This window comes from Paenibacillus thiaminolyticus, from assembly GCF_003591545.1.
In the GTDB taxonomy this organism is placed as follows: domain Bacteria; phylum Bacillota; class Bacilli; order Paenibacillales; family Paenibacillaceae; genus Paenibacillus_B; species Paenibacillus_B thiaminolyticus_A.
Window position 1 is genome coordinate 23,700 of record NZ_QYZD01000008.1, and the last position, 26,981, is coordinate 50,680.

A 26,981-nucleotide genomic window follows, 5' to 3' on the forward strand; every position below is an offset into this window, starting at 1 on the left:
ACTGGATTGATACTTTTTCTCGCCATCTTTCATGCATAATAGATGCAGAGTGTCTCAAGTGAATGCGGTTAACTTGAAGGTGGGAAAGTGAGTGGACGGCAATGGGGAAACATCATGTCAGCTTCAGGAGGGGCAGTTGGCTCGGCTTCGAGATGCTGCTGCTGGGCGTTCTCTTTTTGGTGTCTTCAGCATGCGCATCAAGCGTTTCCCACAGGGGAGAGCAGGAAGACGCGCAGCCTCCTGGGAAGGAAGTCATCGTCTCGATTGACGGTGGCACATTCGTTCCAACTTTGTCGGAGCGCATCGTTGTAAGCTATGAGCCATCCATGCAGCTCGTCGACGCGCTGAAGCAATCCGGAACCGTCAAAGTATCCGAAGACAAGTCCGCCATCGTCTCGGTTGGTGATGTGGCCCTCGATCCGAAGATGGAGTGGGGCCTGCTGCTGAACGGGAAGGAATTCGTGCTGCCGTTCGCCATGGATAAGAAGCTGAGGCCTGACGATGTCGTCGGCGTCTTCATCAAGAGGCTGGAGGTCCGCACGAACCATGTGGCGGCTCCTGGCGTGACGCTTCGCATCGATGGGGGCACGGTCGCACCGAATATTTCGAATTCCTATCTGGTCCGTTGGACGGAGGAATTAACACTCCAGGAGTTGGTTCAGAACTTCGCGCAGATCAGTCTGGACGAGGACCATAAGCATGTCCTTCGCATCGGCGAGAAGGAACCGGACGTCAAGGCGGTCCTTTCCTTGAAGGTGAATGACAAGAAGCTGGATTATAATCGGGATCCCGAGCGCAAGCTGAAGCCTGATGACGAGATCGAAATCAACATTACACCATAAATAATTGGGGTACAGACGGGACAAGCCCTTGCGACGCAATGAATGATTGCGCTGCAAGGGCTTGTTGCCGTTATCCGGAGCTCGCCTGCTCCGATTACTTGATGACTTCGATCTCGACTTCCCGCGGCCGGTAGACGGCGATCAACTCGCCCTGGCGATCGGCAGCGAACATGACGGTGCGTTCGCTGGCCAGCTTGAAGGCGTACGTTGTTCCGTTGTCCGGCTGGACGATGCGGACGATCTCATCCTGCCCTGATTCGGACACGAACAGATAGAGACGGCCCTGCGCGAAGGTGAGGCAGCGTCCGTAGATTCCCGGGCGGCTGCCGCCCTCTTCCCAGCGCAGATCAGGATTGATGGATGCGGCCTGCATGGCATGCGCGTACAGCTCCGCGACGGCAGCCTGCCGATCGTTCCATTCGACCGGGAGGCCGACCCAGAGCAGCTTGCCGCGTCCGAACGGCTGCTCCACCAGCGTGGACGGGCTGCCGTCGGGATTCGTTTCTTTGAATACCTGCTTAATCTTGCGGCCGCCGAACGAGAGCGGAATCTCCCGACCTGCGAGGAGGAAGCGCTCCTCGCGCACGACGCTGCCGAGGCGCCGCGGACCGAGCAGGCTGTCCATCCGGGCGGTCGCTTGCCAATATTCATTGCGGCCGATCGGCCCGGTGATGAGCAAGATCGCACCGGAACGCTCCACGAAGGCGAGCAGACGATCGAGAGCTGCATCGGTCAAATGATGCGGAGACGGCACGATAATAAGCCGCGGCGGCATATCATCCAGTGCTTCCAGCTGGTATTCTCCCATCGCCCGGAACGGAACCTTCAACTGATAGGCCAGCACGCGCCCCGCCGTTGACGTCGCTTCAGCCGCCATCCGCCGGTTCGACAGATCGTTCGCTTCCGGGTAGATGACGACGATCGGTTCCAGCTCCCGATCCCGGAAGAGCGGGGCTGCTGCCTGCATAAATGCGCCGAAGTCATAGGAGACATCGGCCTCCGGCTTCTCCGTGCCGTCCGCGCGCAGCGCACCGATATTGGATTCATTCACATTGTTCATGTAGAAATTCGTGTTCCAAATCCATTGCACCGCCCCGGCACAGCCGGTCGCGAACGCATAAGCGTATTTCCGTTCCAAAATGCTGCGCAGCTGCTCCTCCGTCCGCAAGGCGAAGCCATCCGGCGTCATGCCGTACATGATGCCCGTCTCCTGGATGAGGTTCGGCTTGTACGGCGTCTTCGTGAAGACGCCGTCCCAGATAAGCTGATCGTACAGCCACCATGAATGGTTCGATGTATAATCAACGGACGCTTCATAGAAGAACGGGCTTGGCCGCTGTGCTGCCAGCGCCTCATCCTGGCCGACGCATACGAGCTGCTCCGGCTGATGGAACGAAATCGTGGCGCGCATTGCATGCACCCACCGGTTGAGCATCTCCATCGTGAACAGCGAATAATCCAGCCAGCGCGTCCCTTTTTTCTCCTTAATCATATCCTGGGCATCGAAGTTAATCTCCTGCGGCTCCGGCGGCATAATCGCGTAGAAGTCCGGCACCTGCTCCGGCGTCATGCCCCAGCGCTCCTGCAGCAGCCGGATATCGCCGGCGTAGCGTTCCTTGAGCCATTCCCGGAAGGCCGCGATCTCATACTTATCCTTCGCGCTGCGCGGCCCGGCGAACACTCGCTTCGGATCGAACAGAGACGGCTCGTTGATCAGATCCCAATGGACGAACGAGGAGTGGCGGTGCCGCTCGACGACCGCTCCGATGAAGCGCTTCTGCGCCTCGATGCTACGCGGATCGAGGTAAGGATTCGATCCTTCCCACAGCTCCGGCGTGAAGGAGAAGAAGTTGAAGCATATTTCGATACCGTGCTTCTTCGCAGTCAGGAAGAAGGCGTCCAGGGCGCACAGCACATCCTCGGACGGATGCCCGTCCACATACATAATGTGGCGGTAAGCGGTCCAGATGCCGGTGCGGATCAGATTGATTCCGGCCTTCTTCATCTGGGCCATATCGCGATCCCATACCGCCGCGTTCGGCAGGAACACGAACTTGCGCGCCACATCGCTTGACATGTACGTCATGCCCACGATGGGAACAGGAACGCCGTCGCGCTCGAAGTAATCCCGGCCCGCCTTCAGGAACGAGCCGCTCCGCAGCAGTGCTTCGTCGCGGCACCAGAAGCCCTGCCGAAGCAGGCGGACCTCGCCGGTGCCGCTCACAAGCCGGGCATTCACCCGGTATATGCCCGGAGCGAGCACGGTGTCCGGCGTCAGGGTCAGCCGCTCCAGCTCCCGCCCGCAGCGGACGGAGAGCTCGCTGCGCCACAGCACCTCGCCGTCGTCCGCCGTCAGTTCGACGCTTGCCTGCCAGACGACTTCCGCTTCCGCGGCATCGGCCACGCTTCGCCGCGAAGCGGCCAGCGGGCCGCCGGCGCCGTAGCTGGCACGCGCCGCGTGCAGCAGTTGCGTCTGCAGGGTCAGCTTCGGGCGCTCTCCCGGCTCATAACAGGCCAGGCCCGGCTTCAGCCACCAATCGCTGACGCCGTACGAGCAATAGCGGGCCCAGGCGAGTAGCGTCTCCGCTCCCACCTGCTCGAGGAACTCTGCCGTCAGCGGCTGGTTCACGAACAGCCAGCGGGTGCCGGCGAACTCGCCCTTCGTGTTTTCGAGCAGCACGACGGGAGCGCCCACCTCCCGGCCATCACAATCCAGCGCCGTGACGAGCGGAATAATGTGGGCATCCATCGGGCCGGCGGAACCGTGCTCGCCGGGACAGTCGTCGTGCCGGGTCACCCAGAGCACGAAGCTGCAGGTTGGCGAAGCCGGCCACAGCGGTGCCGCCTGATCGAACAAGGGGCGTTCCACGTTGGCGGCGAAGCGCTCGAACCGGTCCGCTTGCACCGGCATGCACTCGTGGATGCGAAGACGCTGGTGATAGGCTGTCTGCTCCGGCTCCGCCGTCCAGCCGCTGCCGTCGCGGTAGATGGGAATGCGGAAGGGGGAGCCGCCAGCGCTGAGCAGATGTCCGCCCCGTTCGAGGAACGCGGCGATGGACGTCCACGCGCTCTTAGGGAAGTAAGGGGCGTGCAGGTTGATAAGTACGCCGCCCTGCTGCGCGTCAAGCGCTTCGGCGAGTTGATCCGCTTGCACGATATTCCATTCGGAGGCGAGACGATCCCGCATGCCGGAAGGGAGTGCGCCGCTGGCGGACGGGAAGCTTGGATCATATAGACATACATAAGTAGTCTTCATTGTCGTATCTCCTTTAAATAAATGCGTGTTCAAAAGGCCGCAGCGGGCATTTCGAACAACCCTTTAATTTGAAATTCTTGAGCTGATGCTGTTCTCATTATAGGGGAAGCCGGGAGGGCTGTCTTTATAGGAAATTCCCGTCTCGCGCTTGGAGAGGAGGCTCGAAAAGCGGTAACGGGGCTTGGGGTGCGGGGAGTGGGGAAAGAAGCAAGGACAGCAGCAAGTGTAGTGGTGAGTGAAGCGGGAAGTACAGTATAAAGGCAGAAATACAGTGGCAAGTGCAGCGGTAAGTAGTATGAGGGCAGTGAAAATACGGTGGCAAGTGTAGCAGTAAGTACAGTGTAAGTGCAGGGGAAATACGGTGGCACTTACAGCGGGAAAAGCCCCCAGAGCGCGTATGGAGCGGCCAAACTCAAATGTGAACAAACGCGAGAAAAACCGACACATTTGCTGTGAGTGTAATCACTCGATACGCTTCCAGCCTGAGGTATGATCCAATCAGAAAAGTATGTGAAAAAAGTAACAATACTTGTACGAGGATTTCGGATTGTGACAAGGAGGGACCATCATGGAACGAAAATGGCGGCTGGTCGTCGTAGGCAACGGCATGGCAGGCATCAATACGGTGGAGCAGCTGATGAAGCTGACCGATCGTTACGACATTACGGTGATTGGGGAGGAACCGCATCCCAACTACAACCGGATTCTGCTGTCTTATGTGCTGGAGGGCAGTAAGAAGCTGGATGATATCGTACTGAATCCGTATTCGTGGTATGAAGAGGCTGGCATTACACTGTTGTCGGGCGAGAAGGGGGAGCGGATCGACACCGAACGCCGTATCGTCCTGACCGATAAGGGCCGCGAGGTGCCGTATGATCGGGTCATCATCGCGACCGGCTCAACGCCGTTCCGGCTGCCTGTGCCCGGCGCGGACAAGGAGGGCGTCGTCGGCTTCCGCAGCATCGAGGATTGCGATCGCATGATTGCCGCAGCGGGAACGTATAAGACGGCAGCCGTCATCGGCGGCGGCTTGCTCGGGCTGGAAGCGGCGAAGGGGCTGGTTCAGCTGGGCATGGACGTGACGGTGGTCCATCTGCCTGATTATGTGATGGAGCGCCAGCTCGATATGACCGCGGCGCGCCTGCTTGAGCAGGAACTGGAGCGCCAGGGCATCCGGTTCGCGCTCGGCAAGCAGACGGTGGAGATTACGGGCGGCGAGTGTGTGGAAGGCTTGCGCTTCAGCGACGGGACGGAATTGAAGACGGAGTTCGTCGTCATGGCGGTCGGCATTCGCCCGAATATCGGCATCGGCCAGGCGAGCGGCCTCGACGTGAACCGGGGCATCGTGGTGGACGACTGCCTGCGGACTTCCGCCAAAGACGTATATGCCGTCGGGGAGTGCACGGAGCATCGCGGCGTCTGCTACGGGCTCGTCGCTCCGCTGTTCGAGCAGGGGGCGGTGCTGGCGAAGACGCTCGCCGGCGTGGAGACGAAGGCGTATGAAGGCTCGGTCTGCTCGACCAAGCTCAAAGTGTCCGGCGTTGATGTTTTCTCGACAGGCATTTTCCTGGAGACGCCGGAATGCACCACCCTGACCTTCCATGACGGGTGGAAGCGCACATACCGGAAAATCGTGCTCCGGGATAATATCATCGTCGGCGCCGTGCTGTTCGGCGATACGGATGATGCCGCGAAGCTGGAACGCCTCGTGAAGCAGGGGGCGGCGATGACCGACGAGCTGTACCAGGAATTGACGGGTACGGGAGGCTGCTGCGGCTCAAAGGCGAATGCGGCTGCCGATTTGGCGGATGACGATATCGTCTGCGGGTGTAATGGCGTGACCAAAAAGATGATTTTGGACGCCATCGCGGACAACGGCCTGACGACGCTCGAGGAAGTCAAGGCCTGCACCGGCGCATCGCGCTCCTGCGGCGGCTGCAAGCCTCTCGTGGAGCAGCTGCTCCAGCATGCTCTCGGCGACGGCTTCGAGGCAGGCGCCATCAAGCAAGGCATCTGCGGCTGCACCGAGCACTCGCGCGACGAGATCGTCGCGGCGGTTCGGGAGCAGGGGCTCCTTACGGTTCAGGAAGTGATGGTGGCGCTGGAATGGAAGCAGCCGGAGGGCTGCTCGAAATGCCGTCCCGCACTGAACTACTATCTCGGCATGATCTGGCCGGAGAGCTACCTTGACGAGAAATCGTCGCGCTTCGTGAACGAGCGGATGAACGCCAATATTCAGAAGGACGGCACCTACACGGTCGTGCCGCGCATGTACGGCGGCATGACCTCGCCGGAGGAATTGAAAAAAATTGCGGACGTGTCGCTTCAGTATAATGTGGAGCTCGTCAAAATGACGGGGGGACAGCGGATCGATCTGATCGGCGTCAAAAAAGAAGATGTGCCGAAAGTGTGGGAGGCGCTCGATATGCCGTCGGGCTATGCCTACGCCAAATCGCTGCGCACGGTCAAAACCTGCGTCGGCTCCAGATACTGCCGCTTCGGCACGCAGGATTCGCTGGCCATGGGCGCGCTGCTGGAGCGCAAGTTCGAGCGGATCGACTACCCGGCCAAATTCAAAATGGCGGTGAACGGCTGCCCTCGCAACTGCGCCGAATCCTGCACGAAGGATATCGGCATCGTCGGCAATGACGGCGGGTGGGAGATCTATATCGGCGGCAACGGCGGAATCAAGCCTCGGCTGGCGGATCTGCTGTGCAAGGTCAAGACGGATGAGGAGCTTGTCGAGACGACGGCGGCTGCCATTCAATATTACCGCGAGTCGGCTAACTACTTGGAGCGGACGTCGGAATGGGTAGAGCGAATCGGGCTTGATGCGATCCGGCACACCGTGGTGGAAGACAGCGAAGAGCGCAAGCATCTCGTCGAACGAATCAACACCGCTCTGGCCCAGGCGGAAGACCCATGGAAGCAAGTATTGGAGCAGCCGGATTTGCGGAGCAAGCTGTTCGAAGCCGTTACGTTGGAGCAATAGTGGAGAGGAGGAGACGAGCATGGCCAAATCAGTGGACGGAGCGTTTGTGGCGGTAGGGGAGATGGAGCAGTTTTTGCCGCGAGTGGGTCGCGTCGTGCGGATGCAGGGCGCAGCGGTTGCAGTCTTCCGGACGGAAGGCGGATGGTATGCGCTGGAGGATCGGAGCCCGCATCCGAAGGGCGGCCCGCTCAGCGAAGGAATCGTATCCGGACATTACTTATATGATCCGCTCTATGATTGGAAGATCGATCTTCGCGATGGCCGCGTTCAGGCGCCTGACATAGGGCAGGTAAAGACCTATCCGATCAAGGCGGAGGACGGCATCGTGAAGATTGCGGCAGGCGGGGCAAGCCGGGACGGAAGCACGGACAGCATATCCATATAACAGGCACAAGATGCGGAAGCTGGAGAAAGGAGAGGGGACGCCATGTTCAAGGGATCCCTGGAAGCCGTCAATGAAGCGGTAGAAGCGAAAAAGAAGCTGATGCAGTCGGGGCTGCTGCGTTATATCGTGTCGGCGATGCTGGCAGGCGCCTATGTCGGCTTCGGCATTATGCTTATTTTTACGGTCGGTGGAAGCTTCAAGGCGGCAGGTTCTCCTGCCGTGCCGCTGGTGATGGGCATGTCCTTCGGCATTGCCCTCACCCTGGTCATATTCGCCGGCTCCGAGCTGTTCACGGGGAACAATATGCTGTTCACCGTCAGCTCCTTGTCGGGAAGGACGCCTTGGCGGATGACGTGGGCGAACTGGTGCATCGTCTTCCTCGGCAATCTGCTCGGTGCGGTTCTGTTCAGTCTGCTCATTCAAGGATCGGGCGTGTTCGGCGCCGCACCGGCCGATCATCTGCTGTTCACGGCAGCGGCTACGAAGATGAAGCTGCCAATCGATCAGCTCTTCTTCCGCGGCATTCTGTGCAACTGGCTCGTCTGTCTGGCGATCTGGACGGCGATGCGCGCCAAGGAAGAGATCGCTAAGCTGGTATTGATATGGTGGATGCTGTACGCCTTCATCGCCACCGGATTTGAGCACAGCGTAGCCAATATGTCGCTGCTGACGACGGCATTGCTGCTGCCTCAGCATCCAGAGACGGTGACGATCGCGGGGTGGCTGCATAACATGATTCCCGTGACGCTGGGCAATATCGTCGGCGGCGCCATTTTCGTAGGCATGGCTTATTGGTTCATCAGCCCGGTTCGGAAAGGGCAATAACGGCGCATGAGCGCGGCACATTTCTGTAGCCCGTGAGTCCATTCACATCGCATCAAGAGCAGATCAATGAAAATGCATGTACCAATAGAGCCTGAAGCGGGAGCGATCCTCCAGCTTTGGGCTTTTTCACATACGGAATTTCATGGCCCTGAGTTGAGGGTGTTGTTTGGCCTTAAAGCCTCCTTTTCTATTGGACTTGCTCCAAAATGCTGCAAAACTGCAGCATTCGGATACTTGCTTCTACCCTAGGCTGAAATTCCTGCAGAAGTACATCAATTTTCATGATATCCCACGAAAAGAAGATGAAATTAGCGAAAATGATGCGTTAGCGCAGGAATTATAACAGATATAAGCTCAAGCGGCGAAAATTGATGTACAAATGCAGGATTTTGGTGCGAGTGCAGGTAACACTAGGCAAGTGCGGAATGCATCTAGGCCAAGTGCAGAAAACACTGGACAAGTGTGGATTGGAACTGGCGAGTGAGGGTAGTGCTGGGCAAGTATGGATTGCACATAGCAAGTGCAGGTAACACTGCTCAAGTGCGGATTGCAACTGGCCAAAACAGAACATGCAAAAAAGCCAGCGGCATCAAGCTGCTGGCTTCGATATGCGATTGGATGGGGAAGGAAGGGCCGTCGTAATCGGATAACTAGATGCGGCAGATCTCCTTCGGACACATTTCACACCGGCAGACGTCCCGCAGATGATCGAGCTGGCGGATGACAATCATGCCGCTCTCGTATTCGAGGACGCCCTTCTTGCGGAGATCGCTCAGCATCCGGTTCACGCTCTCGCGGGTAGCGCCGATCATGTTCGACAAATCGGTGTGCGTGATCTTCTTGTTGATGAGCACGCCGCCGTCGTCCAGTTCCTCTCCGTACGTGTTGGACAGGCGGATCAATGTCGAGCAGAGCGCGCCCGGCTTGCCGTACATCATCAGATCGCGGAACTTCGTCTGCGTCAGACGATGATGGATCCCCATCCATTTCATGAAGTCGATCGAAAAATCGCAGTATTGGCAGATTAAAATCTCAATATCCTTTTGATCAATCAGGCCGAGCTCGGCTTCCTCGATCACTTCCGCCGTGAAGCTATGCTTCGTGCTGTTGAACGGATCGACCTGCCCGATCATGTCTCCGGCTTGATACATATAGAGAATCAATTCCTTGCCTTCATCCGTCGATTTTGTTATTTTGACGCGGCCGCTCTTGAGAATGAAGAGCTTATCAGATACGTCGCCTTCCCAAAATAGATGCGAGTTCTCGGGGTAGGTCCGATCCTTCGCAATCTCCAACAGCCGCTGTCGGTTCTGCTCCGAGAAACACGATAAGTTGCAGTGTTCGCCGAGTTGTTCCATCATGTTGGCCACTCCATTCGCCTCCAATTGTCTATTTCCAAATGTTATTCATTGGGTTTTATGATATATCATGTGACATGTTTCACTAAATCCTTTGATATTACTATCATGTACGTTCCAGGGAGTATTGTCAATTTAGAAATGTTTAAATTTTTTACAAATTAGCGACAGATTGTGATGAGTGTCACAAAGTCTGGAGAGGCTGTAAAAGATAGACGGAAATCAGGGTGTAAAAGTATAGATGGAAAAAAGAATCGAGATGTGACGAAGATCACATACAGTTCCTCCGCAAATAAGCTACACTGTGATTGTGAAAAGATTCACAAATAAAAACCGAGGAACATCGGATGATATCCGCAGCATAATAAATAGAAATAATACCGGCAAAAAAGCGGAACCCCGGGTTGACTTGGTCTACGGAGTGGAGGCGGAAGAAGATGGCAGCACAACCGAAAGCAACGGCAATGGAAAAGAAAAATGTTCCGAACGCAACAGAACATATTGATCAATTGGTGGCACGCGCCAAGAAGGCTCAAGCTGCATTTATGGACATGACGCAGGAACAGATTGACACGATTGTGCAGCAAATGGCGTTAGCCGGTCTCGACAAGCATATGCACTTGGCGAAAATGGCGGTCGAAGAGACAGGCCGCGGCGTATATGAAGACAAAATCACGAAAAACATTTTTGCCACGGAATACATCTTCAACTCGATTAAATATGAGAAAACCGTCGGCGTCATCGAGGACAATCCGAATGGCGCTTATATGAAAATTGCGGAGCCGGTCGGCATCGTAATGGGGATTACCCCGGTGACGAACCCGACGTCCACGACGATGTTTAAGGCGCTCATTTCCATTAAGACACGCAACCCGATTATTTTCGGATTCCATCCGTCGGCGCAGAAATGCAGTGCGGAAGCAGCGCGCATTTTGCACGACGCGGCGGTCAAATACGGCGCTCCTGAGAACTGTATCCAATGGATTGAATACCCGTCCATGGACGCGACCAATGCGCTGATGAATCATCCGGACGTGGCGCTCATCCTCGCGACAGGCGGTGCGGGCATGGTCCGGGCGGCGTACGGCTGCGGGAAGCCGGCGCTCGGCGTAGGTCCGGGCAACGTGCCTTGCTTCATTGACAAGACAGCGGAACTGGAGCAGGCGGTTACCGACTTGATTCTCTCCAAAACATTCGACAACGGCATGATCTGCGCATCCGAGCAGGCGGTCATTATCGAAGAACCGGTCTTCGCCGAAGTGAAAAAGCTGATGCAGGCCAAAGGCTGCCGCTTCCTGACGAAAGAAGAGAGCGGCAAGCTGCAGGGCATGGCGATGAAGCCAGAATCCTGCGCCGTCAATCCGGTCATTGTCGGCCAATCGGCGAAGCAGATTGCCGAGATGGCAGGCATCTCGGTGCCGGACGATACGAAGATACTCGTAGCCGAGCTGGACGGCATCGGTCCGAAGTTCCCGCTGTCTGCCGAGAAGCTGAGCCCTGTGCTCGCCTGCTATAAAGTGAAGAACGCGCAGGAAGGAATTGACCGGGCAGCCGAGATCGTCGCTTTCGGCGGCATGGGTCACTCCTCCGTCATTCATTCCCACGACGATGACGTGATTAACCGCTTCGCGGACCGTCTGCAGACCGGACGGATTCTCGTCAACTCACCGTCGACACACGGCGCGATCGGGGATATTTACAACACGAATATCCCTTCGTTGACCTTGGGCTGCGGCTCGTATGGACGCAACTCGACGTCTTCCAACGTAACGGCCGTCAATCTGCTCAATATTAAACGGGTGGCGAAGCGAACTGTGAATATGCAATGGTTTAAAGTGCCGAACAAGATTTATTTTGAAAAGGGCTCAACGCAATATTTGGCCAAAATGCCGGACATTCACCGGGTGATGATCGTCACCGACGCGATGATGGTGAAGCTCGGGTACGTCGAGAAGCTGGAGTACTATCTGCGCCAGCGCCGCACTCCGGTTGCGATCGAAGTCTTCTCCGATGTCGAGCCGGATCCGTCCACGAAGACGGTAGAGCGCGGGGCGGAAATGATGCGGAGCTTCGAGCCCGACTGCATTATCGCCTTGGGCGGCGGCTCGCCGATGGACGCGGCGAAGGGCATGTGGCTGTTCTACGAATATCCGGACACTGACTTCGACAATCTGAAGCAGAAGTTCTTGGATATCCGCAAGCGCACATTCAAATACCCGCGCCTTGGCCAGAAGGCCAAATTCGTCGCCATTCCGACAACGTCCGGTACCGGTTCCGAGGTTACCTCGTTCGCGGTCATCACGGACAAAGAGAAGGGCAATACGAAATATCCGCTGGCGGACTATGAGCTGACGCCGGACGTGGCCATCATCGACCCTGAATTCGTCTACAGCTTGCCGAAGACGGCCGTGGCTGACACCGGTATGGACGTATTGACGCATGCGATTGAAGCTTACGTCTCCGTCATGGCGAGCGATTATACGGACGGACTGGCGATAAAAGCAATCCAGCTCGTCTTCGAGAACCTGGTGAAGTCTTACCGGGAAGCATGCCCGAAAGCGCGTGAAAAAATGCATAACGCTTCGACTTTGGCGGGAATGGCGTTCGCGAATGCGTTCCTTGGCATCAACCACAGCTTGGCGCATAAGTGGGGGGCGCAGTATCATACGGCGCACGGCCGCACGAATGCAATTTTGATGCCGCATGTCATCCGCTACAACGCGAAGAAGCCGACGAAGTTCGCTTCCTTCCCGAAATATGACCATTTCGTCGCAGATGTGCGCTATGCCGAGATCGCCCGCATTCTCGGGTTGCCGGCCCGCACGACGGAAGAAGGCGTGAAGAGCCTTATCGAGGCCATCCGCGGCCTGAACCGCGAGCTGGGCATTCCGGAATCGTTCCAGGAGTTGGGCTTCGATGCGAAGGATTTCGAATCCCGCGTCGACTATCTGGCCGATCGCGCCTTCGAAGACCAATGTACGACCGCCAATCCGAAGCTGCCGCTTGTAACCGAGCTGGCGGAAGTATACCGCGACGCTTTCTATGGCCGCTTCGAATAAGATAAACATGGCATAAATAGCATATGACTAGACATCACTAGCATATTATTAGCACACCACTAGCGTATGAACAGGCAGCGGAGAGCAATAGCTCTTCGCTGCTTTTCGCGTTTGTGGGTAAGGGCGGAAAAAATAATCGGACTTTTATCTATTTTATGTGATTATTTTCACAAAAAGTTACTTCTTTGTGATGTACATCACACCGAAAGTGCGTGAAAGGAGGTACAATTAAAATGCAGCAAGGATAGAGGCTGCAAGTGCAGCGGTAACGCTGATTAGGCCACTCAGGCAGGAAAAAAACGGGCAGTTATCGAACGAAGAAGGCAGAAGATAACAGCCGCGTACCCTTAAATGTGAAATTCATCACAACAAAATAACGTTAAGGTATAGAGAGAACCATGTCGGGTGGCGCCTTCGTTGTCAGCACATACGAAAAGTAAACAGTATGGAGGGATTACGATGTCGGTGATGGAACGTAAAACAGAAGCAAAAGAACAAGCGTGGCGTGGATTCAATACGGGAAAATGGCAAAATCATGTGGATGTGCCGAATTTCTTGGAAGGCAACATCCAGCCTTATCACGGTGACGAAGCATTCTTGGTCGGACCGACCCAGAACACAAAGGATCTATGGGATATCGTAAGCCAATTGTCGAAGGAAGAGCGCGAACGCGGTGGCGTGTGGGATGTCGATGTCAATACACCATCGACGATTACCTCGCATAAACCAGGCTATTTGGACAAGGATAAGGAGAAGGTAGTCGGCGTACAAACCGACGCTCCGTTCCGCCGTTCCATCCAGCCGTTCGGCGGCATCCGGATGATGATTGACGCTTGTAAAGCGTACGGCTTCGAAATGCCTGATGAAATAATCAAGATGTTCACAGATATTCGCAAGACGCATAACCAAGGCGTGTTTGATGCATATACTTCCGATATGCGCATGGCCCGCAAAGCCGGCATCATTACAGGCTTGCCGGACGCGTACGGGCGCGGACGCATTATCGGCGACTACCGCCGCGTTGCATTGTACGGCGTAGATTTCCTCATTAAGATGAAGCAGAAGGATCTGAATGACCTGGAAGTTGACGTGATGACGGACGACGTTATCCGCGACCGCGAAGAGTTGTCCGAGCAGATCCGGGCGCTGATGGAATTGAAGCAACTGGCCGAGATGCACGGCTTCGATATTTCCAAGCCGGCTCAAAATGCGAAGGAAGCTTTCCAATGGGTTTACTTCGGTTACTTGGCAGCAATCAAAGAGCAGAACGGTGCGGCAATGTCGCTCGGCCGCGTATCGTCTTTCCTCGATATTTATATCGAACGGGATCTGGAGGAAGGAGCGCTGACCGAAGAAGAAGCCCAAGAGCTGGTCGACCATTTCGTTATGAAGCTCCGTATCGTCAAGTTCCTGCGTACGCCGGATTACAATGATTTGTTCAGCGGCGACCCTACATGGGTAACGGAATCGATCGGCGGTATGGCCGTGGACGGCACGACCCGCGTTACGAAGAACAGTTTCCGCTTCCTGCACACCCTGTACAATCTCGGACCGGCTCCAGAGCCGAACCTGACTGTGCTGTGGTCGACGAAGCTTCCGGAAGCATTCAAAAACTATTGCTCTAAAGTATCGATCGAGACGAGCTCGATTCAGTACGAGAACGATGATCTGATGCGCCCGATCTATGGCGATGATTACGGTATCGCCTGCTGCGTATCCGCGATGCGCATCGGCAAGCAAATGCAGTTCTTCGGCGCCCGTGCCAACCTGGCGAAATGTCTGCTGTACGCGATCAATGGCGGTAAGGACGAGAAGCTGGGTGTGCAGGTCGGACCGGAGTTGCCTCCGATTACGAGCGAAGTGCTTGATTACGACGAAGTCGTCAAGCGGTTCAAGCAGATGATGGAGTGGCTGGCGAAGCTGTACATGAACACGCTGAATGTCATCCACTATATGCATGATAAATACAGCTACGAGCGGATTGAAATGGCATTGCATGACCGTGAAATTCTCCGGACGATGGCATGCGGCATCGCGGGCCTGTCGGTCGCTGCCGACTCGCTCAGCGCCATCAAGCACGCGAAAGTCAGACCGATTCGCAACGAGCAAGGCATCGCGGTGGATTTCGAGACCGAAGGCGAATATCCTTGCTATGGCAACAATGACGACCGCGTAGACAGCATCGCGATCGAACTGGTTGAATCGTTCATGAATATGATTCGGAAGCATCATGCATATCGCAATGCGCTCCCAACCCAATCCGTATTGACGATTACGTCGAACGTCGTCTATGGTAAGAAGACCGGTACGACGCCGGATGGACGCAAAGCGGGCGAACCGTTCGCTCCTGGGGCGAACCCAATGCACGGCCGCGACCGCAAAGGAGCCTTGGCTTCGCTGAGCTCCGTCGCGAAGCTGCCATATGAGCACAGCCTTGATGGCATCTCGAACACGTTCTCCATCGTGCCGAAGGCGCTTGGCAAGGAGCTCGATTCGCGCAAGTCGAACTTGACGTCGATGCTGGACGGCTATTTCGGCAGCAAGGGGCATCACTTGAACGTCAACGTATTCGACCGCGAGCAGTTGCTTGACGCGATGGAACATCCGGAGAACTATCCGCAATTGACGATTCGCGTATCCGGATATGCGGTCAACTTCATCAAGCTGACGCGCGAGCAGCAGCTCGATGTTATCAACCGCACATTCCACGGCAGCATGTAACCAACAGGCATGTTAGCCGGAAGAGAAGGGACCGTGAGCGACATGATTGGACGCATACACTCCGTAGAAACATTCGGCACGGTGGATGGGCCGGGTATCCGATTCATACTGTTCATGCAGGGCTGCGCCCTGAAGTGCAAGTACTGCCACAACCGGGATACCTGGGATCTGCACGGCGGCACCGAGATGTCCGTAGAAGAAGCGCTCTCGGAAATCGAGTCCTACCTTCCGTATTATCGCAGCTCGGGCGGCGGCTTGACTGTATCGGGCGGGGAGCCGACATTGCAGGCTCCCTTCGTGAAGGAACTGTTCAAGCAGGTGAAGAAGCGTTGGAACTTGCCGACGGCGCTCGATACGAACGGCGTCAACGACGTGACGAAGCTGACCGAGCTGTACGACCTGACCGACCTGGTGCTGCTCGATCTCAAGCATATCGACAATGAGAAGCACTTGGCCTTGACAGGCGTGCCGAACACGCGCACCTTGGAGACGGCGCGCTGGCTGTCAGACCACGGGAAGAAGATGTGGATCCGGCATGTGCTCGTGCCGACGATTAACGATGACGAGCAGGATCTGCTGAACCTCGGCCGTTTTATCGGCTCGCTGCAGGGCGTCGAGAAAGTGGATGTGCTCCCATACCACCAGATGGGGGTCTATAAATGGGAGCAGCTTGGCGAGAAGTACCCGCTGGAAGGCATTCCGACGCCGACGGCGGAGGAAGCGGAGCGGGCACAGCGGCTGATTGAACAGGGCCGGGCCGAAGCCGCAGCTCAAAAATAATCGCATATCGCGACAATGGAACGTGCAGTGTCACCCGGCGAACGGGGGCACTGCACGTTTTTTGTTCGCCAGCAATCTCCTGATCGGCTCTCCCGCACACTCTTTATGCTCCCTATCGCCGTTGCGGGTAATCCGCCAGAGAAAGACAGAATATGATAAAATATGTGCAGTGATGAAGATCTGAAAACAGCGGTTATGCTGGATCATACTATTGGGACAATTGTGGAGAGTGAATGAAAAATGGCAGATATAAGCGGCCTTGAGCCGGGTATTCGACAACTGGTTGCCCAATTTATCGAGAGCGGGCGCCCATCGGCAAGAAAGCAAAGCATCCAAGAGCGCAGGCAAGGATATTTGGATACGGTTCACTTGGCCGGAGAGGCAGTCCCGGTCCACGTTATTTTGGAACGCACGATTGACGGCATACGGCTTCGCATCTACAAGCCATCGGAACAAGGCGATCTTCCGGTTTTGATTTTTTATCATGGAGGCTGTTTTGTCAGCGGCGATTTCGAAACCCATGATCGTCAGATGCGTTTGTTATCTGCTTGGGGCAACGCTTTGGTCATTACCGTCGATTACCGGTTAGCCCCGGAGCATGTGTATCCGGCTGCGCATGATGATGCGTTCACAGCCGCTACTATCGTTCGCGAACATGCCTTATCTTGGGGCGGCGACCCCGATAACATCACGATCGCCGGGGACAGTGCAGGCGGGCATCTCGCGCTGGTGACCTGTCTTCGCTTGAAAGAACAAGGGCAGTGGATGCCACAGCGGCAAATTCTCATTTATCCCATGCTGGACGCAGAAGGCAGAAGCAATAGCTATCAAAAATATGGCGATGATTATATAGTTACACGGGACGCTTTGCTAAGCGGGTTTGAGGCTTATTTATCCGATCTGTCTCCTGATCATCCGGAAGCGAGCCCGCTATACCGCAATGATTTGGCAGGTCTCCCGCCAACTCATATTTTTACGGCGGAATTTGATCCGCTTGTGGACGAGGGGGAGGCGTTATATCGCCGTTTGTTGGAAGCAGGCGTAGAGGCGCATTGCAAGAGGTATCTTGGTGTAAACCACGGATTTTTTCAGCTTGCCGGCATCAGTAGGGCAGGCAGACAATCGATTCAAGATGTCGCGAGCATCCTATCCAATTGAATATAAAAATGAGCATATCAAGCTCCTGAACTGGAACCTGTCCGTTCCTGAATGCAGGAGCTTTTTGGCGTTGCTGAGGACAAAATCATGCCCAGCGGCAAATTCCGACAAGATGATGTTCGAGTGCCTATATTTCTGGTATGTTTATTATCACAAATTAGACAAAAAAGGGGGGGCTCGAATGAATAGTCCGTTGCCGAAGCCGAATCATTATGTAAGCGAATTCATAAAAGAGCGGATGGTTTCCTTTTGGACCCGGAAATGGATGGGGAGGCTCTGGTTCCGGTTCCTCCTTCCTTATTTATTATTTCTCCTATTAACCTTAATCGTCGGCTGGATCGCTTACCAGGAGACGATCGACGTGTTGGAGCGGGAAGTGCTGGAGCGGAACGACAAGGCGCTGCACCAGGCCCAGACGCTGCTGGAGACACGGATTGCGGAAGTGGAATCCATCGTGCAGCAGGTAGCCGAACACCCGAAGGTGAGAGGCTTCCAGGTCGTGCAGAAGCCTTTTGCCGGCACGAACACGTACAAGGTGATGAGCACGCAAAAGGCGCTCGATGATTACAGCATCAGCAACCGGTTTTTGAAGGATTATTTTGTCGTCTTCCGCAACAGCTCGCTCGTCATCTCGCCGCATCGGGTGGAGGCGCTGGATGAATTCTACGAGGATGTGCTCCGTTACCGGGATTGGGATATGACCGAATGGCGGGAGCAGACGTTGGAGACATATCATTCCAAAGATTTTATCGGTCTTCATACGGTAAAATACGGAACCACCGAGGAGGGGATGATCACCTACATCCGATCGCTAGGGTATCCCGGTTACTACCAGGGAGCGGTCGTAGCGCTCATCCCGCATGCGGAAGTGGCGAAGCTGCTCAGCGGCATCAATGTGCAGGCCGGGGGCTGGGTGCGGGTGTTGGATAAAAATGGACAGCTCATCGGCCAGGCCGGGGACGAAGCAGGAAGCGGACAGCGGGGAGGAAAGAGTGAATTGGCCGCCATCCTGGAACGGCTGAATACCCATTACCGGACCGAGCTGAACGGAAGGGACATGCTCGTCTCGAAGATGATTTCTCCGAAGACGGGCTGGACGTATATCGCTGCGCAGCCGGCGGACGAGGTACTGGAGAGCGTGCATGCCATGAAGCGGACGACCTTCACGCTGGTAGGGCTGTCGCTCGTCGTCATCGTGCTGCTGGCCTTGTGGCTGTCCCGCCGGAACAGCCGCCCCTTGGAAGGACTGTACTCCTATGTCCATACGAACGCGAAGCCGGGAATGGGGCAGCGAAGCCGCAAGTCCGACATCTTTGCCTATTTGCGAGATGCGTTCACGGAACTGCTGGAGACGATGAAGACGCTTGATCAAAAGCTGGGCGAGCGGCAGGAATATGCCCGCATGGCGGTCTTCGATCGCTGGCTGCGCGGGGGATACGCCACCGACCAGCAGCTGGAGTCCTCGCTGTCTCATGCGGGATTGCAGCGCAGCGCTACGATGTATGCGGTCGCGGTGCTTCATCTCGGCTGGCATGGCGACGATTGGAGCGCCCCGGTCCTTGATGAGATGGTGCTGAAGATGCTGGTCGTGAAGGAGGAAGCGTCTGGCTTGGAACGCATTCCCTTCGATCTTCATGAGGCCGGCCAGGATCAGGTGGCCTTGCTGTTCTACGGCACCGAGGCGGCAGCGGAAGTCGATGCGGCAGCCCGCTTCGCGGCCTTGATTGCACAGACCTTGATGGAATTGAACGAGCGCCTGAAGAGCGCCCATATCTTGCCGATGTATACGATCGGAGGCATCGTCAGCGATCGGATGGATGTGCCGCGGTCGCTGGAACAGGCGCAGCAGCTGTACGGAATGTCCGACGGGAGCCAGGATTTGATCTGGTGGAACGAGGAGGAGCATGCGGATGCCGGAATGTACCGGTTCAACGCCGAGATGGAGAACCGGCTCACGCACGCCGTCCGCGGCGGGGATGAGGAAGAGGTGGCGAGGTTATGCAAGACCGTCTGGCAGGACAACTGGGAGAAGCAGCCGCTTACCTGTCCGATGGAACGGTGGCTGCTGATGGATATGTATGCCGCAGCGATGAAGCTGGCGCAGTCGCTCGATCTGCCGCTGCAAACCGATAGCGCGACCTTTCAGCAAAAAGCATTAAAGAAAGGGTCGGAGCTGCATAAGCTGTTCCCGCTTGTCCGGAGCGAATTCGTTCAATTGAGCCGGACGGTGCACGAACGGAAGCGCAGCCGCAACGCCACGCTGCTCGGGGATATGATGGCCTGCATTCGCGAAGGTTATGTGGATTCATCGCTGTCTCTCACCGTCATCTCGGATCGGCTCCAAGTATCGGAAGCCTATGTATCCGCATTTTTCAAGGAGCAGACCGGACGGAATTTCTCGGATTATGTGGAGGAGCTGAGGCTGGAGCATGCCAAGCAACTCATGCTGGAAGGGGACGCCCTGACCTCCATTGCCGAGCGGGTCGGCTACAATTCCTTGAACTCGTTCAGCCGCGCATTCAAGCGCGCACACGGGATTAGCGCCACCGAATATCGAAAATGGTTAAACGAACAAAAAAGGAATAATGACTCTTCGTAAAAATCGCACAATCGCTAAAAACAGCTTCTTTTCCCGTTGCGGAGTTCCGTTATACACTGTGGCCACACAGCGAACGGTTGGTAAGGGCAAGTCCGCCAGCCATCATCGCAGCGACAGACGTAAGCGCCATCATCGCTGTGCCATTATAACGGTCCCGACCGGGAACAGGAGGTGTGCTTTGTCGGAACAATGGCAGCCAGAGGCAAGATCATCCAATCCGGCAGCGGCGGCGATACCGGTGCGCAAGTCCGCGTTCGTATCCTATTTGAAGCGATCATGGCAGCTGTACGCGCTGTTCGCCCTTCCGCTGCTCTATGTCATTCTCTTTAAGTACGGTCCGATGGTCGGCGCCCAGATCGCCTTCAAAGACTACAACGTCGTCAAAGGCATGTGGGCGAGCGATTGGATCGGATTCAAGCATTTTGCGCGCTTCTTCAACTCCTATGACTTCTGGCGCATTATGCAGAACACGCTGATTATCAGCCTTTATTCCCTTGCGGTCAGCACGCCGTTGCCTGTGCTGCTCGCGCTGAGCCTGAATGCGGTCCGGATACGGTGGTTCAAGAACACGGTGCAAATGGTCAGCTATGCGCCCCATTTCATCTCCACCGTAGTTATGGTTGGCCTGCTGCTGCAGTTCCTCGATCCCCGCTCTGGCATGATCAATCAGTTTTTGGGACTGCTCGGGGTTGATCCGATTCATTTTATGGGGGAAATGCAGTTTTTCAAGTCGGTATTCGTCTGGTCCGGCATCTGGCAGCATATCGGATTCTCCTGCATTATCTATCTTGCCGCGCTGTCCACCGTCGACCCGGCCCTGCATGAGGCCGCCGTGCTGGATGGAGCCGGGCGGATGAAGCGTATCTGGCATATCGATATGCCGGCGGTGCTCCCGATCGCGATGATTCTGCTCATCTTGAATACGGGGCAACTGCTGGAGACCGGGTTCGAGAAGATCTATTTGATGCAGAATCCGCTGAATCTGAAGACATCGGAAGTGATTGACACCTACGTCTACAAGATCGGATTGCTGTCCGAAGCGATGAATTTCTCCTATGCAACGGCGATCGGCCTGTTCAAATCGGTGATATCGCTCTTGCTAATCGTGATGGTCAATTATACCGCCCGCAAGACCGGGCAGGAGAGCTTATGGTGACGGGAAGGGAGGACATAGATGGATTCACTGGCTCATGATAAAAGCGACCGTATCTTTCATATCGTGAACAATGCGGTGCTCGGCGTATTTCTCCTCATCGTGCTGTATCCGCTGCTGTATGTCGTAAGCGCTTCCTTCAGCTCGGCGAGCGCCGTTATTTCCGGCAAAGTATGGCTGTGGCCGGTCGAATTCTCGCTGGACGGCTATGCGGCCGTGTTCCGGCACCGGATGGTATGGACCGGTCTGCAGAACACGCTTCACTATACACTCGCCGGCACCTTGATCAGCGTGTTGGTCACCGTGCTGGCGGCTTATCCGCTGTCCCGGAACGATTTCAAGGGGAGACGAGGCTTCACGCTGCTGTTCGTCTTCACGATGATGTTCAACGGCGGGCTGATTCCGACCTATCTGCTCGTGAAGGAGCTCGGCATGCTGGATACGGCCTGGGCCATGATTGTCCCGGCCGCCCTGTCCGTCTGGAATGTCATGATTATGATGACGTATTTCCGAACCAGTATTCCGCTGGAGCTGCTGGAATCGGCGCAGATGGACGGCTGCAGCGACTTCACCTTCCTGCTGCGCATTGTGCTTCCTTTGTCTGGGCCGATTATCGCCGTAGTGACACTGTTCTACGCGGTGGATCAGTGGAACCAGTATTTCAATGCATTGATTTTCCTGAAATCAGAAAAATTGTTCCCGCTGCAGCTCGTCCTCCGGGATATTCTCGTCCAGAACCAAGTCAGCCAGGAGACGCTTGGGGACGCGAAGACGGCAGCCGCGCGTCAAGGGCTGCGGGAGCTGCTGAAATATTCTCTCATCGTTGTATCTTCCGTGCCGCTGTTGACTATCTATCCGTTCGTGCAGAAATATTTCGTAAAGGGCATGATGATTGGTTCAATCAAAGGATAGGCCCCGATCTAAGGATACGCCATGATCAAAGGGTAGGCCTGATTAGGATAGACATTATCAAAGGATAAGCCCTGATATGGTGCAGGCTTCGGCATCGGTTTTTTGAAGCGTCCGCATCATTAGGCATAGAAGGCAAGATGGCTGTGAACAGGACAAAAAGGGGGAATTCGTAATGAGATGGAAGCGTTGGAGTACGGCATGTCTGGTGGCGGTGATGACGCTCTCGCTTGTGCTGACCGCTTGCTCGGGCAGCGGCGGCAATGCGAGCGGAACGAATGACGGCGGCCAGGCCAGCGAATCGATCGTGACGCCTAAGGGGACGTACCCGATCGTAGAAGAGAAGGTGACGCTGAAGGTCATGATTCCGTCGGAGGCGCTCGTTGAAAATTTCGAGACGAACGAGTTCACGAAATGGTATGAAGAAAAGACGAACGTGCATGTGGAATGGATCGTCGTACCGCAGCAGAGCGCCAGCGAGAAGCTCAACCTGATGCTCGCTTCGGGCGACTACCCGGACGTCATCATGAGATTCGGCGTCACGCCTGCGCAGCAGATGATCTATGGCAATCAGGGCGTGTTCCTGCCGCTCAACGACCTGATCGAGCAGTACGGCGACAACTTCAAAAAAGTGCTGGACAGCAATACTGGGCTGTCCACCGCGATTACGGCACCGGACGGCAATATTTATGCGCTGCCGAGCATCAACGACTGCTACCATTGCTCGATGGCGCAGAAGATGTGGATCTACAAGCCGTGGCTCGACAAGCTCGGCCTGGACGTTCCGACCACGACGGATGAGCTGTATACCGTATTGAAGGCGTTCAAGGAAAAGGATCCGAATGGGAACGGCAAGGCGGATGAAGTGCCGCTTACGGGAGCTCCGCGCGGGAGCGGCTGGTATTCATCCATCGACGCCTTCTTAATGAACTCCTTCGTGCTGAACCCGGTCTTCAGCCAGTCGCGCAGTCATATGTATGTGGAAGATGGTCGGATTCAAGTCGCCTTCGACAAGCCGGGCTGGCGTGACGGTCTCGCCTATATGAACAAGTTGTATAAGGAAGGCTTGATCGATCCGCAAATCTTCACGCAGGACAGTGATCAACTGCTGAAGCTGGGCGAAGCGTCCGGCGATCCGATAGTTGGGGCGGCTTTTGGGGGACACCAGGGCGTCTTCACCCAGATCGCCGGAGAGAGCGGCCGCTGGCTCGACTATGTCACCGTCCCGCCATTGAAAGGGCCGAACGGCGTTCAATATGCCGCCTATGACCCATTTGGATACTCTGTCGGATCGTACCTCATTACGAAAAACGCCAAACACCCGGATGTCGCCTTCCGTTGGGCAGACGGCTTCTATGATGAAGAAGTATCCCTGCGCACGACGATCGGACGACCGGACGAGGAATGGCGTGAAGCGAAGGAAGGCGAAATCGGCATCAACGGCAAGCCGGCCAAGTGGGCGAAGCTGAAGGAATACGGGCAAATTCAGAACGTTCACTGGGAGCAGACAGCGCCGACGAACCGATCCAACGAGCTTCGCTTGAGCTCGGCCGTTCCAGATAACGGCGAGCCGAGTCTCGAAGTGATCCTGTATAATGAAACGAAAAATAACTACGATCCATACAAGCCAAGCGCGGATATGGCCGTGCCGCAGCTGTTCTTCACCGATGAACAGGCTGCCGAGCTGTCCGACCTGTCGAAGACAATCAACGACTACGTCGACGAAATGATGGCTCGCTTCGTCATCGGCGACGCGGATCTGGAGAAAGACTGGGATATCTATCTCCAGACACTCGAAGGAATGAACCTGCCGCGTTTCCTGGAGATATACCAGACCGCCTTCGACAGCAAAAAATAAACCGCAGGCGCGGTCCCGCATTCAATTTCCCATCGCCAAAGCATGCGAAAGAAGCTATCCAAAGAAGCTATCCGGGTTATTATCCCGGGTAGCTTTTATGTTGAAATGGTGAGTTCGTGCCTCTTACGAGCAATCTCCCCATCGGTCAGGAAGGTGAGAAATCCGATTGCCCATCGAGGAAAACATACCAAAAATAAGGTGGAATACAGTCCGGCGTGTGGGCTTTTCCAGTTGGATAGCGCCAAATTGGGAAGGCTCTGGACAGGTTCATTGTTCTCGTTCATTTCTTCGCAGTAATGTAAGACGTAATTCACTTCCTAAATGGGTACAATCATGGATAGAAGCCTTGCTCCTTATTCTAAGGATAAGGCTTCTTGTGTATGCTGGAATGTCAGGAACTTGCTGTAGCCATGGTGAATAGAGCTGATCTATGATACAACGAGAAGCGAACTCTCTGAAAGAGAATGGTGCTTTGCATAGGGAGTTCTTTTACGTGAGAGTCATATCAATAAAAGCATCACATACGTAACACGAGAAATATGGATAATACTTAGATATATATACAGCATGATAAAAAGGAGGGGGAGCCTATGAGCAGTGAATGGCCTTCTTCGATACAGCTCTCGCTACTACAGCTAAAGACGATGTCAGAGCAGGCTTTGGATGAATTGATCGTTCTGCTCATTCTTAGAGGGCATGTCCATATCCAGGTTACCGGGCAGACCTATCAGCTCACAGGGGATGATGTAATTGTGATTCATCCATATGAAATCTTTGCGCTGCAATCTGATAACGAGACATTGATTCTAAAGCTGATGATCTCCCGTGTTGGGGTGGAGCAGTACTTGAAGCGGCCTTGGACTCCACGATTTGCCTGCAACTCAGCGATCGCGAATGAGGGAGAGCAGGATACGTACCGCATGCTTCGAGAGACATTAACGTATCTCATGCTGGCCTATTATCGACAGCATGAAGGCTTTCCTTTTGAAATGGGAAAATACATGTTCAAACTGCTCTCCATCCTGACGACCCATTTTCAAGGCGAACAGGTGGAAACAGCCCTCCAAGTAGACGGGCTTCAGAACGAACGTATACGAAGCATCCTTCACGTGATTGATCAGGAGTTTCGCTCACCGCTGTCACTGGAGCAATTTGCTCATCAGGAGTACATATCCTTGTATCATCTGTCTCGCTTGTTCAAGAAAACCGTCGGAATGACCTTTACGCAGTATGTGAATGAGGTTCGATTAAAGAAGGCGGTTCCCGAATTAATCCATACCGAGCTTCCGATCTTGAAGATTGCGATGAACAATGGCTTTGCTAATGTAAAAACGTTCAATAGGTGCTTCAAGGAGCGCTATGGCATGACGCCAAGCGAATTCCGAAGTGAGCGGCGCCCGGGAGTGTTGGCACAGGAATCAGTGCAAGCGGCACAAGCCTCCTATGAGGTCATAGATCCTTCCGCTGCACTTGACGAGTTGTCGAAGTATATGGTGAAGAAGGATTTGAATGACCATACCAATGAGATTCGTGAAAAGTTGGAGCTTTTGGCTGAAGCTGAACACTCTACAGTACTTGCGAAGCCCCGCAAGATCATGAACATTGGACAAGCGTCAGAGCTTATGGATCAAGAAGTGCGAAGCCAGCTTCAATGCGTGCATCAAGAGCTTCAGTTTCACTATATTCGGATGATTGGATTCGGGACCGAGCATGAACTGAAGGAAAAGAGCAATATGCTGATCGAACGGCCAAATAACAACCGAATCTTTGATTTCATCGTTCAGAACAGGATGATGCCTATGATTCAATTCAAGGTAGACGATGTATTGGCTTCACATTCGGGCAGAACGAAGGAAGGCTCCATTCTGGATATGGTCCGTTACCTTATGAATCGGTATGGCAGAAGCGAGCTGGAGACCTGGTGCTTTGAGCTTGTACCTGGGCCGGTTAAGGACAGCAAGGCGATTCAAGCGGCATATGAAAGCTTATATGACCAACTCAAGGAGCATCATCCGAGATTTCAAGTAGGAATCCAAATTCTGTCCTCCTTGGATCAAGAGGAGACAGAGCGATTCCGAAGCTTCGTAGACTATGCCAAGATGAGTCAGCGAGAGCCGGACTTTGTCACGCTGACGGCAGATCCATCAGAAGAAGAGGATACTCGGGATGGAGAGGATTTAGTCGAGTATTATCGGAAATATCAGCAGAATCTGGTTCAGCACATGAAGCAGGGGTTCGAGCAAGCAGGCCTCGACCAGCCGCGCTGCTTTATTACGGAGTGGAATACTTTAGTGGGGCAAGGCGATGTACTTAGCGGCTCTTTCTTCCGCGCTGCGTTGATTATTGAGACCTTGGCAGACCTGGCCAGCGACATCCAGGGCCTTGGCTTTTGGTTAAATATTAAGCTTAAAGAGAAGCTGACCGGAGTAAGGCAGGATAGCTGCTTATCCGTCTTTTTGTATGAGAAGCTGAAGCGTCCATTATTCTTCGTCCTGCAAATGTTCGATCGGCTAGGCAGCGAGATGCTTCATATCGAGGAAGGCTGCATTTTTACCCGTGAGGGAGAGGAACGGCAGCTTCTGGTCTATAACGCATGCTATATGGACCCGCTCTATTCCATCGATGATTTCTTGACTCGGGTGCGGAATAAGCGCTTGGAGATTGATTTGTCGGGGCTGCCCGCAAGAAGCTATCAGCTGAAGCAGTATTTGCTTGATAAGGATCATGGAGGAATCTATCATGAGTGGCTCCGGCTCGGTGCGCCGAGGGAGCTTGATGCCGAGATGCTAAGGTATCTGGAGCGCAAAATTCTCCCGGAGGTTCGAACGGATCGCAGGTTCCTTCCAGATGGCCTGAATCTGCATGCAAGTCTAACGATGAATGCCTGCAAGCTGTATGTGATCCAGCCATTGCTATAGTTCGATGTTCATTCATGGGCAGAACCGCAAAAACAGCAGGTCGTTTTTTGCTTCAAATCTAAGATGTGCGCTACAAGGTTATAAATCGCCCTTCTTTGCAGCAAATCGCGCGAAGTCAAAAGGGGCGATTTTTTTTATGATATATGTGTAAGCGTTTTCTAATACGTT

15 protein-coding genes are annotated in these 26,981 nt (G+C 54.8%); 13 read left to right on the forward strand and 2 right to left on the reverse strand.

Annotated elements, in window-relative coordinates; translation table 11 throughout:
* Window positions 1–101: 101 nt before the first annotated feature.
* Window positions 102–842 carry a hypothetical protein gene (locus tag DQX05_RS11080; protein WP_147385177.1) on the forward strand — a complete coding sequence of 247 codons (741 nt, stop codon included), beginning with the start codon at window positions 102–104 and terminating at the stop codon, window positions 840–842.
* Between the two features lie 94 nt (window positions 843–936).
* Here the strand turns inward: DQX05_RS11080 and DQX05_RS11085 are convergent, their stop codons facing one another.
* Complete coding sequence (locus DQX05_RS11085; protein WP_119793523.1) at window positions 937–4,098, reverse strand: alpha-amylase family protein; 3,162 nt, start codon at window positions 4,096–4,098, stop codon at window positions 937–939.
* 568 nt (window positions 4,099–4,666) lie between these two features.
* Between DQX05_RS11085 and nirB the strand changes: the two genes are divergently transcribed.
* Genes nirB through DQX05_RS11100 form a run of 3 tightly spaced genes read left to right on the forward strand, consistent with a single transcriptional unit; the run spans window position 4,667 to window position 8,300 of the window.
* Window positions 4,667–7,090 carry a nitrite reductase large subunit NirB gene (gene nirB, locus DQX05_RS11090; protein WP_119793525.1) on the forward strand — a complete coding sequence of 808 codons (2,424 nt, stop codon included), beginning with the start codon at window positions 4,667–4,669 and terminating at the stop codon, window positions 7,088–7,090.
* Window positions 7,091–7,109: 19 nt separating this feature from the next.
* Window positions 7,110–7,475 (forward strand): nitrite reductase small subunit NirD, encoded by a 366-nt coding sequence (gene nirD / locus DQX05_RS11095; RefSeq protein WP_119793527.1) that lies wholly within the window; start codon window positions 7,110–7,112, stop codon window positions 7,473–7,475.
* Between the two features lie 42 nt (window positions 7,476–7,517).
* On the forward strand, window positions 7,518–8,300 hold the full coding sequence (locus DQX05_RS11100) for a formate/nitrite transporter family protein (protein WP_119793529.1): 783 nt from the start codon (window positions 7,518–7,520) through the stop codon (window positions 8,298–8,300).
* Between the two features lie 650 nt (window positions 8,301–8,950).
* On the opposite strand, the gene DQX05_RS11105 is transcribed toward DQX05_RS11100, so the two are convergent.
* On the reverse strand, window positions 8,951–9,661 hold the full coding sequence (locus DQX05_RS11105) for a Crp/Fnr family transcriptional regulator (RefSeq protein WP_119793743.1): 711 nt from the start codon (window positions 9,659–9,661) through the stop codon (window positions 8,951–8,953).
* Window positions 9,662–10,122: 461 nt separating this feature from the next.
* Between DQX05_RS11105 and adhE the strand changes: the two genes are divergently transcribed.
* From adhE to DQX05_RS11150, 9 genes are all read left to right on the forward strand, one after another.
* On the forward strand, window positions 10,123–12,717 hold the full coding sequence (gene adhE / locus DQX05_RS11110; RefSeq protein WP_397335315.1) for a bifunctional acetaldehyde-CoA/alcohol dehydrogenase: 2,595 nt from the start codon (window positions 10,123–10,125) through the stop codon (window positions 12,715–12,717).
* A 459-nt stretch (window positions 12,718–13,176) separates the two neighbouring features.
* Window positions 13,177–15,438 (forward strand): formate C-acetyltransferase, encoded by a 2,262-nt coding sequence (gene pflB, locus DQX05_RS11115; RefSeq protein WP_119793532.1) that lies wholly within the window; start codon window positions 13,177–13,179, stop codon window positions 15,436–15,438.
* A gap of 42 nt (window positions 15,439–15,480) precedes the next feature.
* Complete coding sequence (gene pflA / locus DQX05_RS11120) at window positions 15,481–16,218, forward strand: pyruvate formate-lyase-activating protein (protein ID WP_119793534.1); 738 nt, start codon at window positions 15,481–15,483, stop codon at window positions 16,216–16,218.
* A 240-nt stretch (window positions 16,219–16,458) separates the two neighbouring features.
* Entirely contained in the window at window positions 16,459–17,376 is a 918-nt protein-coding gene (locus DQX05_RS11125; protein WP_119793536.1) for an alpha/beta hydrolase, read from the forward strand.
* 181 nt (window positions 17,377–17,557) lie between these two features.
* Window positions 17,558–19,975: an AraC family transcriptional regulator gene (locus DQX05_RS11130; RefSeq protein ID WP_119793538.1), complete on the forward strand. Its 2,418-nt coding sequence runs from the start codon at window positions 17,558–17,560 to the stop codon at window positions 19,973–19,975.
* A gap of 178 nt (window positions 19,976–20,153) precedes the next feature.
* Entirely contained in the window at window positions 20,154–21,131 is a 978-nt protein-coding gene (locus tag DQX05_RS11135; protein WP_119793540.1) for an ABC transporter permease, read from the forward strand.
* Between the two features lie 18 nt (window positions 21,132–21,149).
* Window positions 21,150–22,040 (forward strand): carbohydrate ABC transporter permease, encoded by an 891-nt coding sequence (locus DQX05_RS11140; protein WP_119793542.1) that lies wholly within the window; start codon window positions 21,150–21,152, stop codon window positions 22,038–22,040.
* A 172-nt stretch (window positions 22,041–22,212) separates the two neighbouring features.
* Window positions 22,213–23,895: an ABC transporter substrate-binding protein gene (locus tag DQX05_RS11145; protein ID WP_119793544.1), complete on the forward strand. Its 1,683-nt coding sequence runs from the start codon at window positions 22,213–22,215 to the stop codon at window positions 23,893–23,895.
* A gap of 590 nt (window positions 23,896–24,485) precedes the next feature.
* Window positions 24,486–26,813: a helix-turn-helix domain-containing protein gene (locus DQX05_RS11150; RefSeq protein ID WP_119793546.1), complete on the forward strand. Its 2,328-nt coding sequence runs from the start codon at window positions 24,486–24,488 to the stop codon at window positions 26,811–26,813.
* Window positions 26,814–26,981 lie beyond the last annotated feature (168 nt).

Excerpts from the sequence above, each read along its gene's own strand:
- DQX05_RS11080 (WP_147385177.1), top strand. The coding sequence starts at position 102 with ATGGGGAAACATCATGTCAGCTTCAGGAGGGGCAGTTGGCTCGGCTTC.
- DQX05_RS11085 (WP_119793523.1), bottom strand. The coding sequence starts at position 4,098 with ATGAAGACTACTTATGTATGTCTATATGATCCAAGCTTCCCGTCCGCC.
- nirB (WP_119793525.1), top strand. The coding sequence starts at position 4,667 with ATGGAACGAAAATGGCGGCTGGTCGTCGTAGGCAACGGCATGGCAGGC.
- nirD (WP_119793527.1), top strand. The coding sequence starts at position 7,110 with ATGGCCAAATCAGTGGACGGAGCGTTTGTGGCGGTAGGGGAGATGGAG.
- DQX05_RS11100 (WP_119793529.1), top strand. The coding sequence starts at position 7,518 with ATGTTCAAGGGATCCCTGGAAGCCGTCAATGAAGCGGTAGAAGCGAAA.
- DQX05_RS11105 (WP_119793743.1), bottom strand. The coding sequence starts at position 9,661 with ATGATGGAACAACTCGGCGAACACTGCAACTTATCGTGTTTCTCGGAG.
- adhE (WP_397335315.1), top strand. The coding sequence starts at position 10,123 with ATGGAAAAGAAAAATGTTCCGAACGCAACAGAACATATTGATCAATTG.
- pflB (WP_119793532.1), top strand. The coding sequence starts at position 13,177 with ATGTCGGTGATGGAACGTAAAACAGAAGCAAAAGAACAAGCGTGGCGT.
- pflA (WP_119793534.1), top strand. The coding sequence starts at position 15,481 with ATGATTGGACGCATACACTCCGTAGAAACATTCGGCACGGTGGATGGG.
- DQX05_RS11125 (WP_119793536.1), top strand. The coding sequence starts at position 16,459 with ATGGCAGATATAAGCGGCCTTGAGCCGGGTATTCGACAACTGGTTGCC.
- DQX05_RS11130 (WP_119793538.1), top strand. The coding sequence starts at position 17,558 with ATGAATAGTCCGTTGCCGAAGCCGAATCATTATGTAAGCGAATTCATA.
- DQX05_RS11140 (WP_119793542.1), top strand. The coding sequence starts at position 21,150 with ATGGATTCACTGGCTCATGATAAAAGCGACCGTATCTTTCATATCGTG.
- DQX05_RS11145 (WP_119793544.1), top strand. The coding sequence starts at position 22,213 with ATGAGATGGAAGCGTTGGAGTACGGCATGTCTGGTGGCGGTGATGACG.
- DQX05_RS11150 (WP_119793546.1), top strand. The coding sequence starts at position 24,486 with ATGAGCAGTGAATGGCCTTCTTCGATACAGCTCTCGCTACTACAGCTA.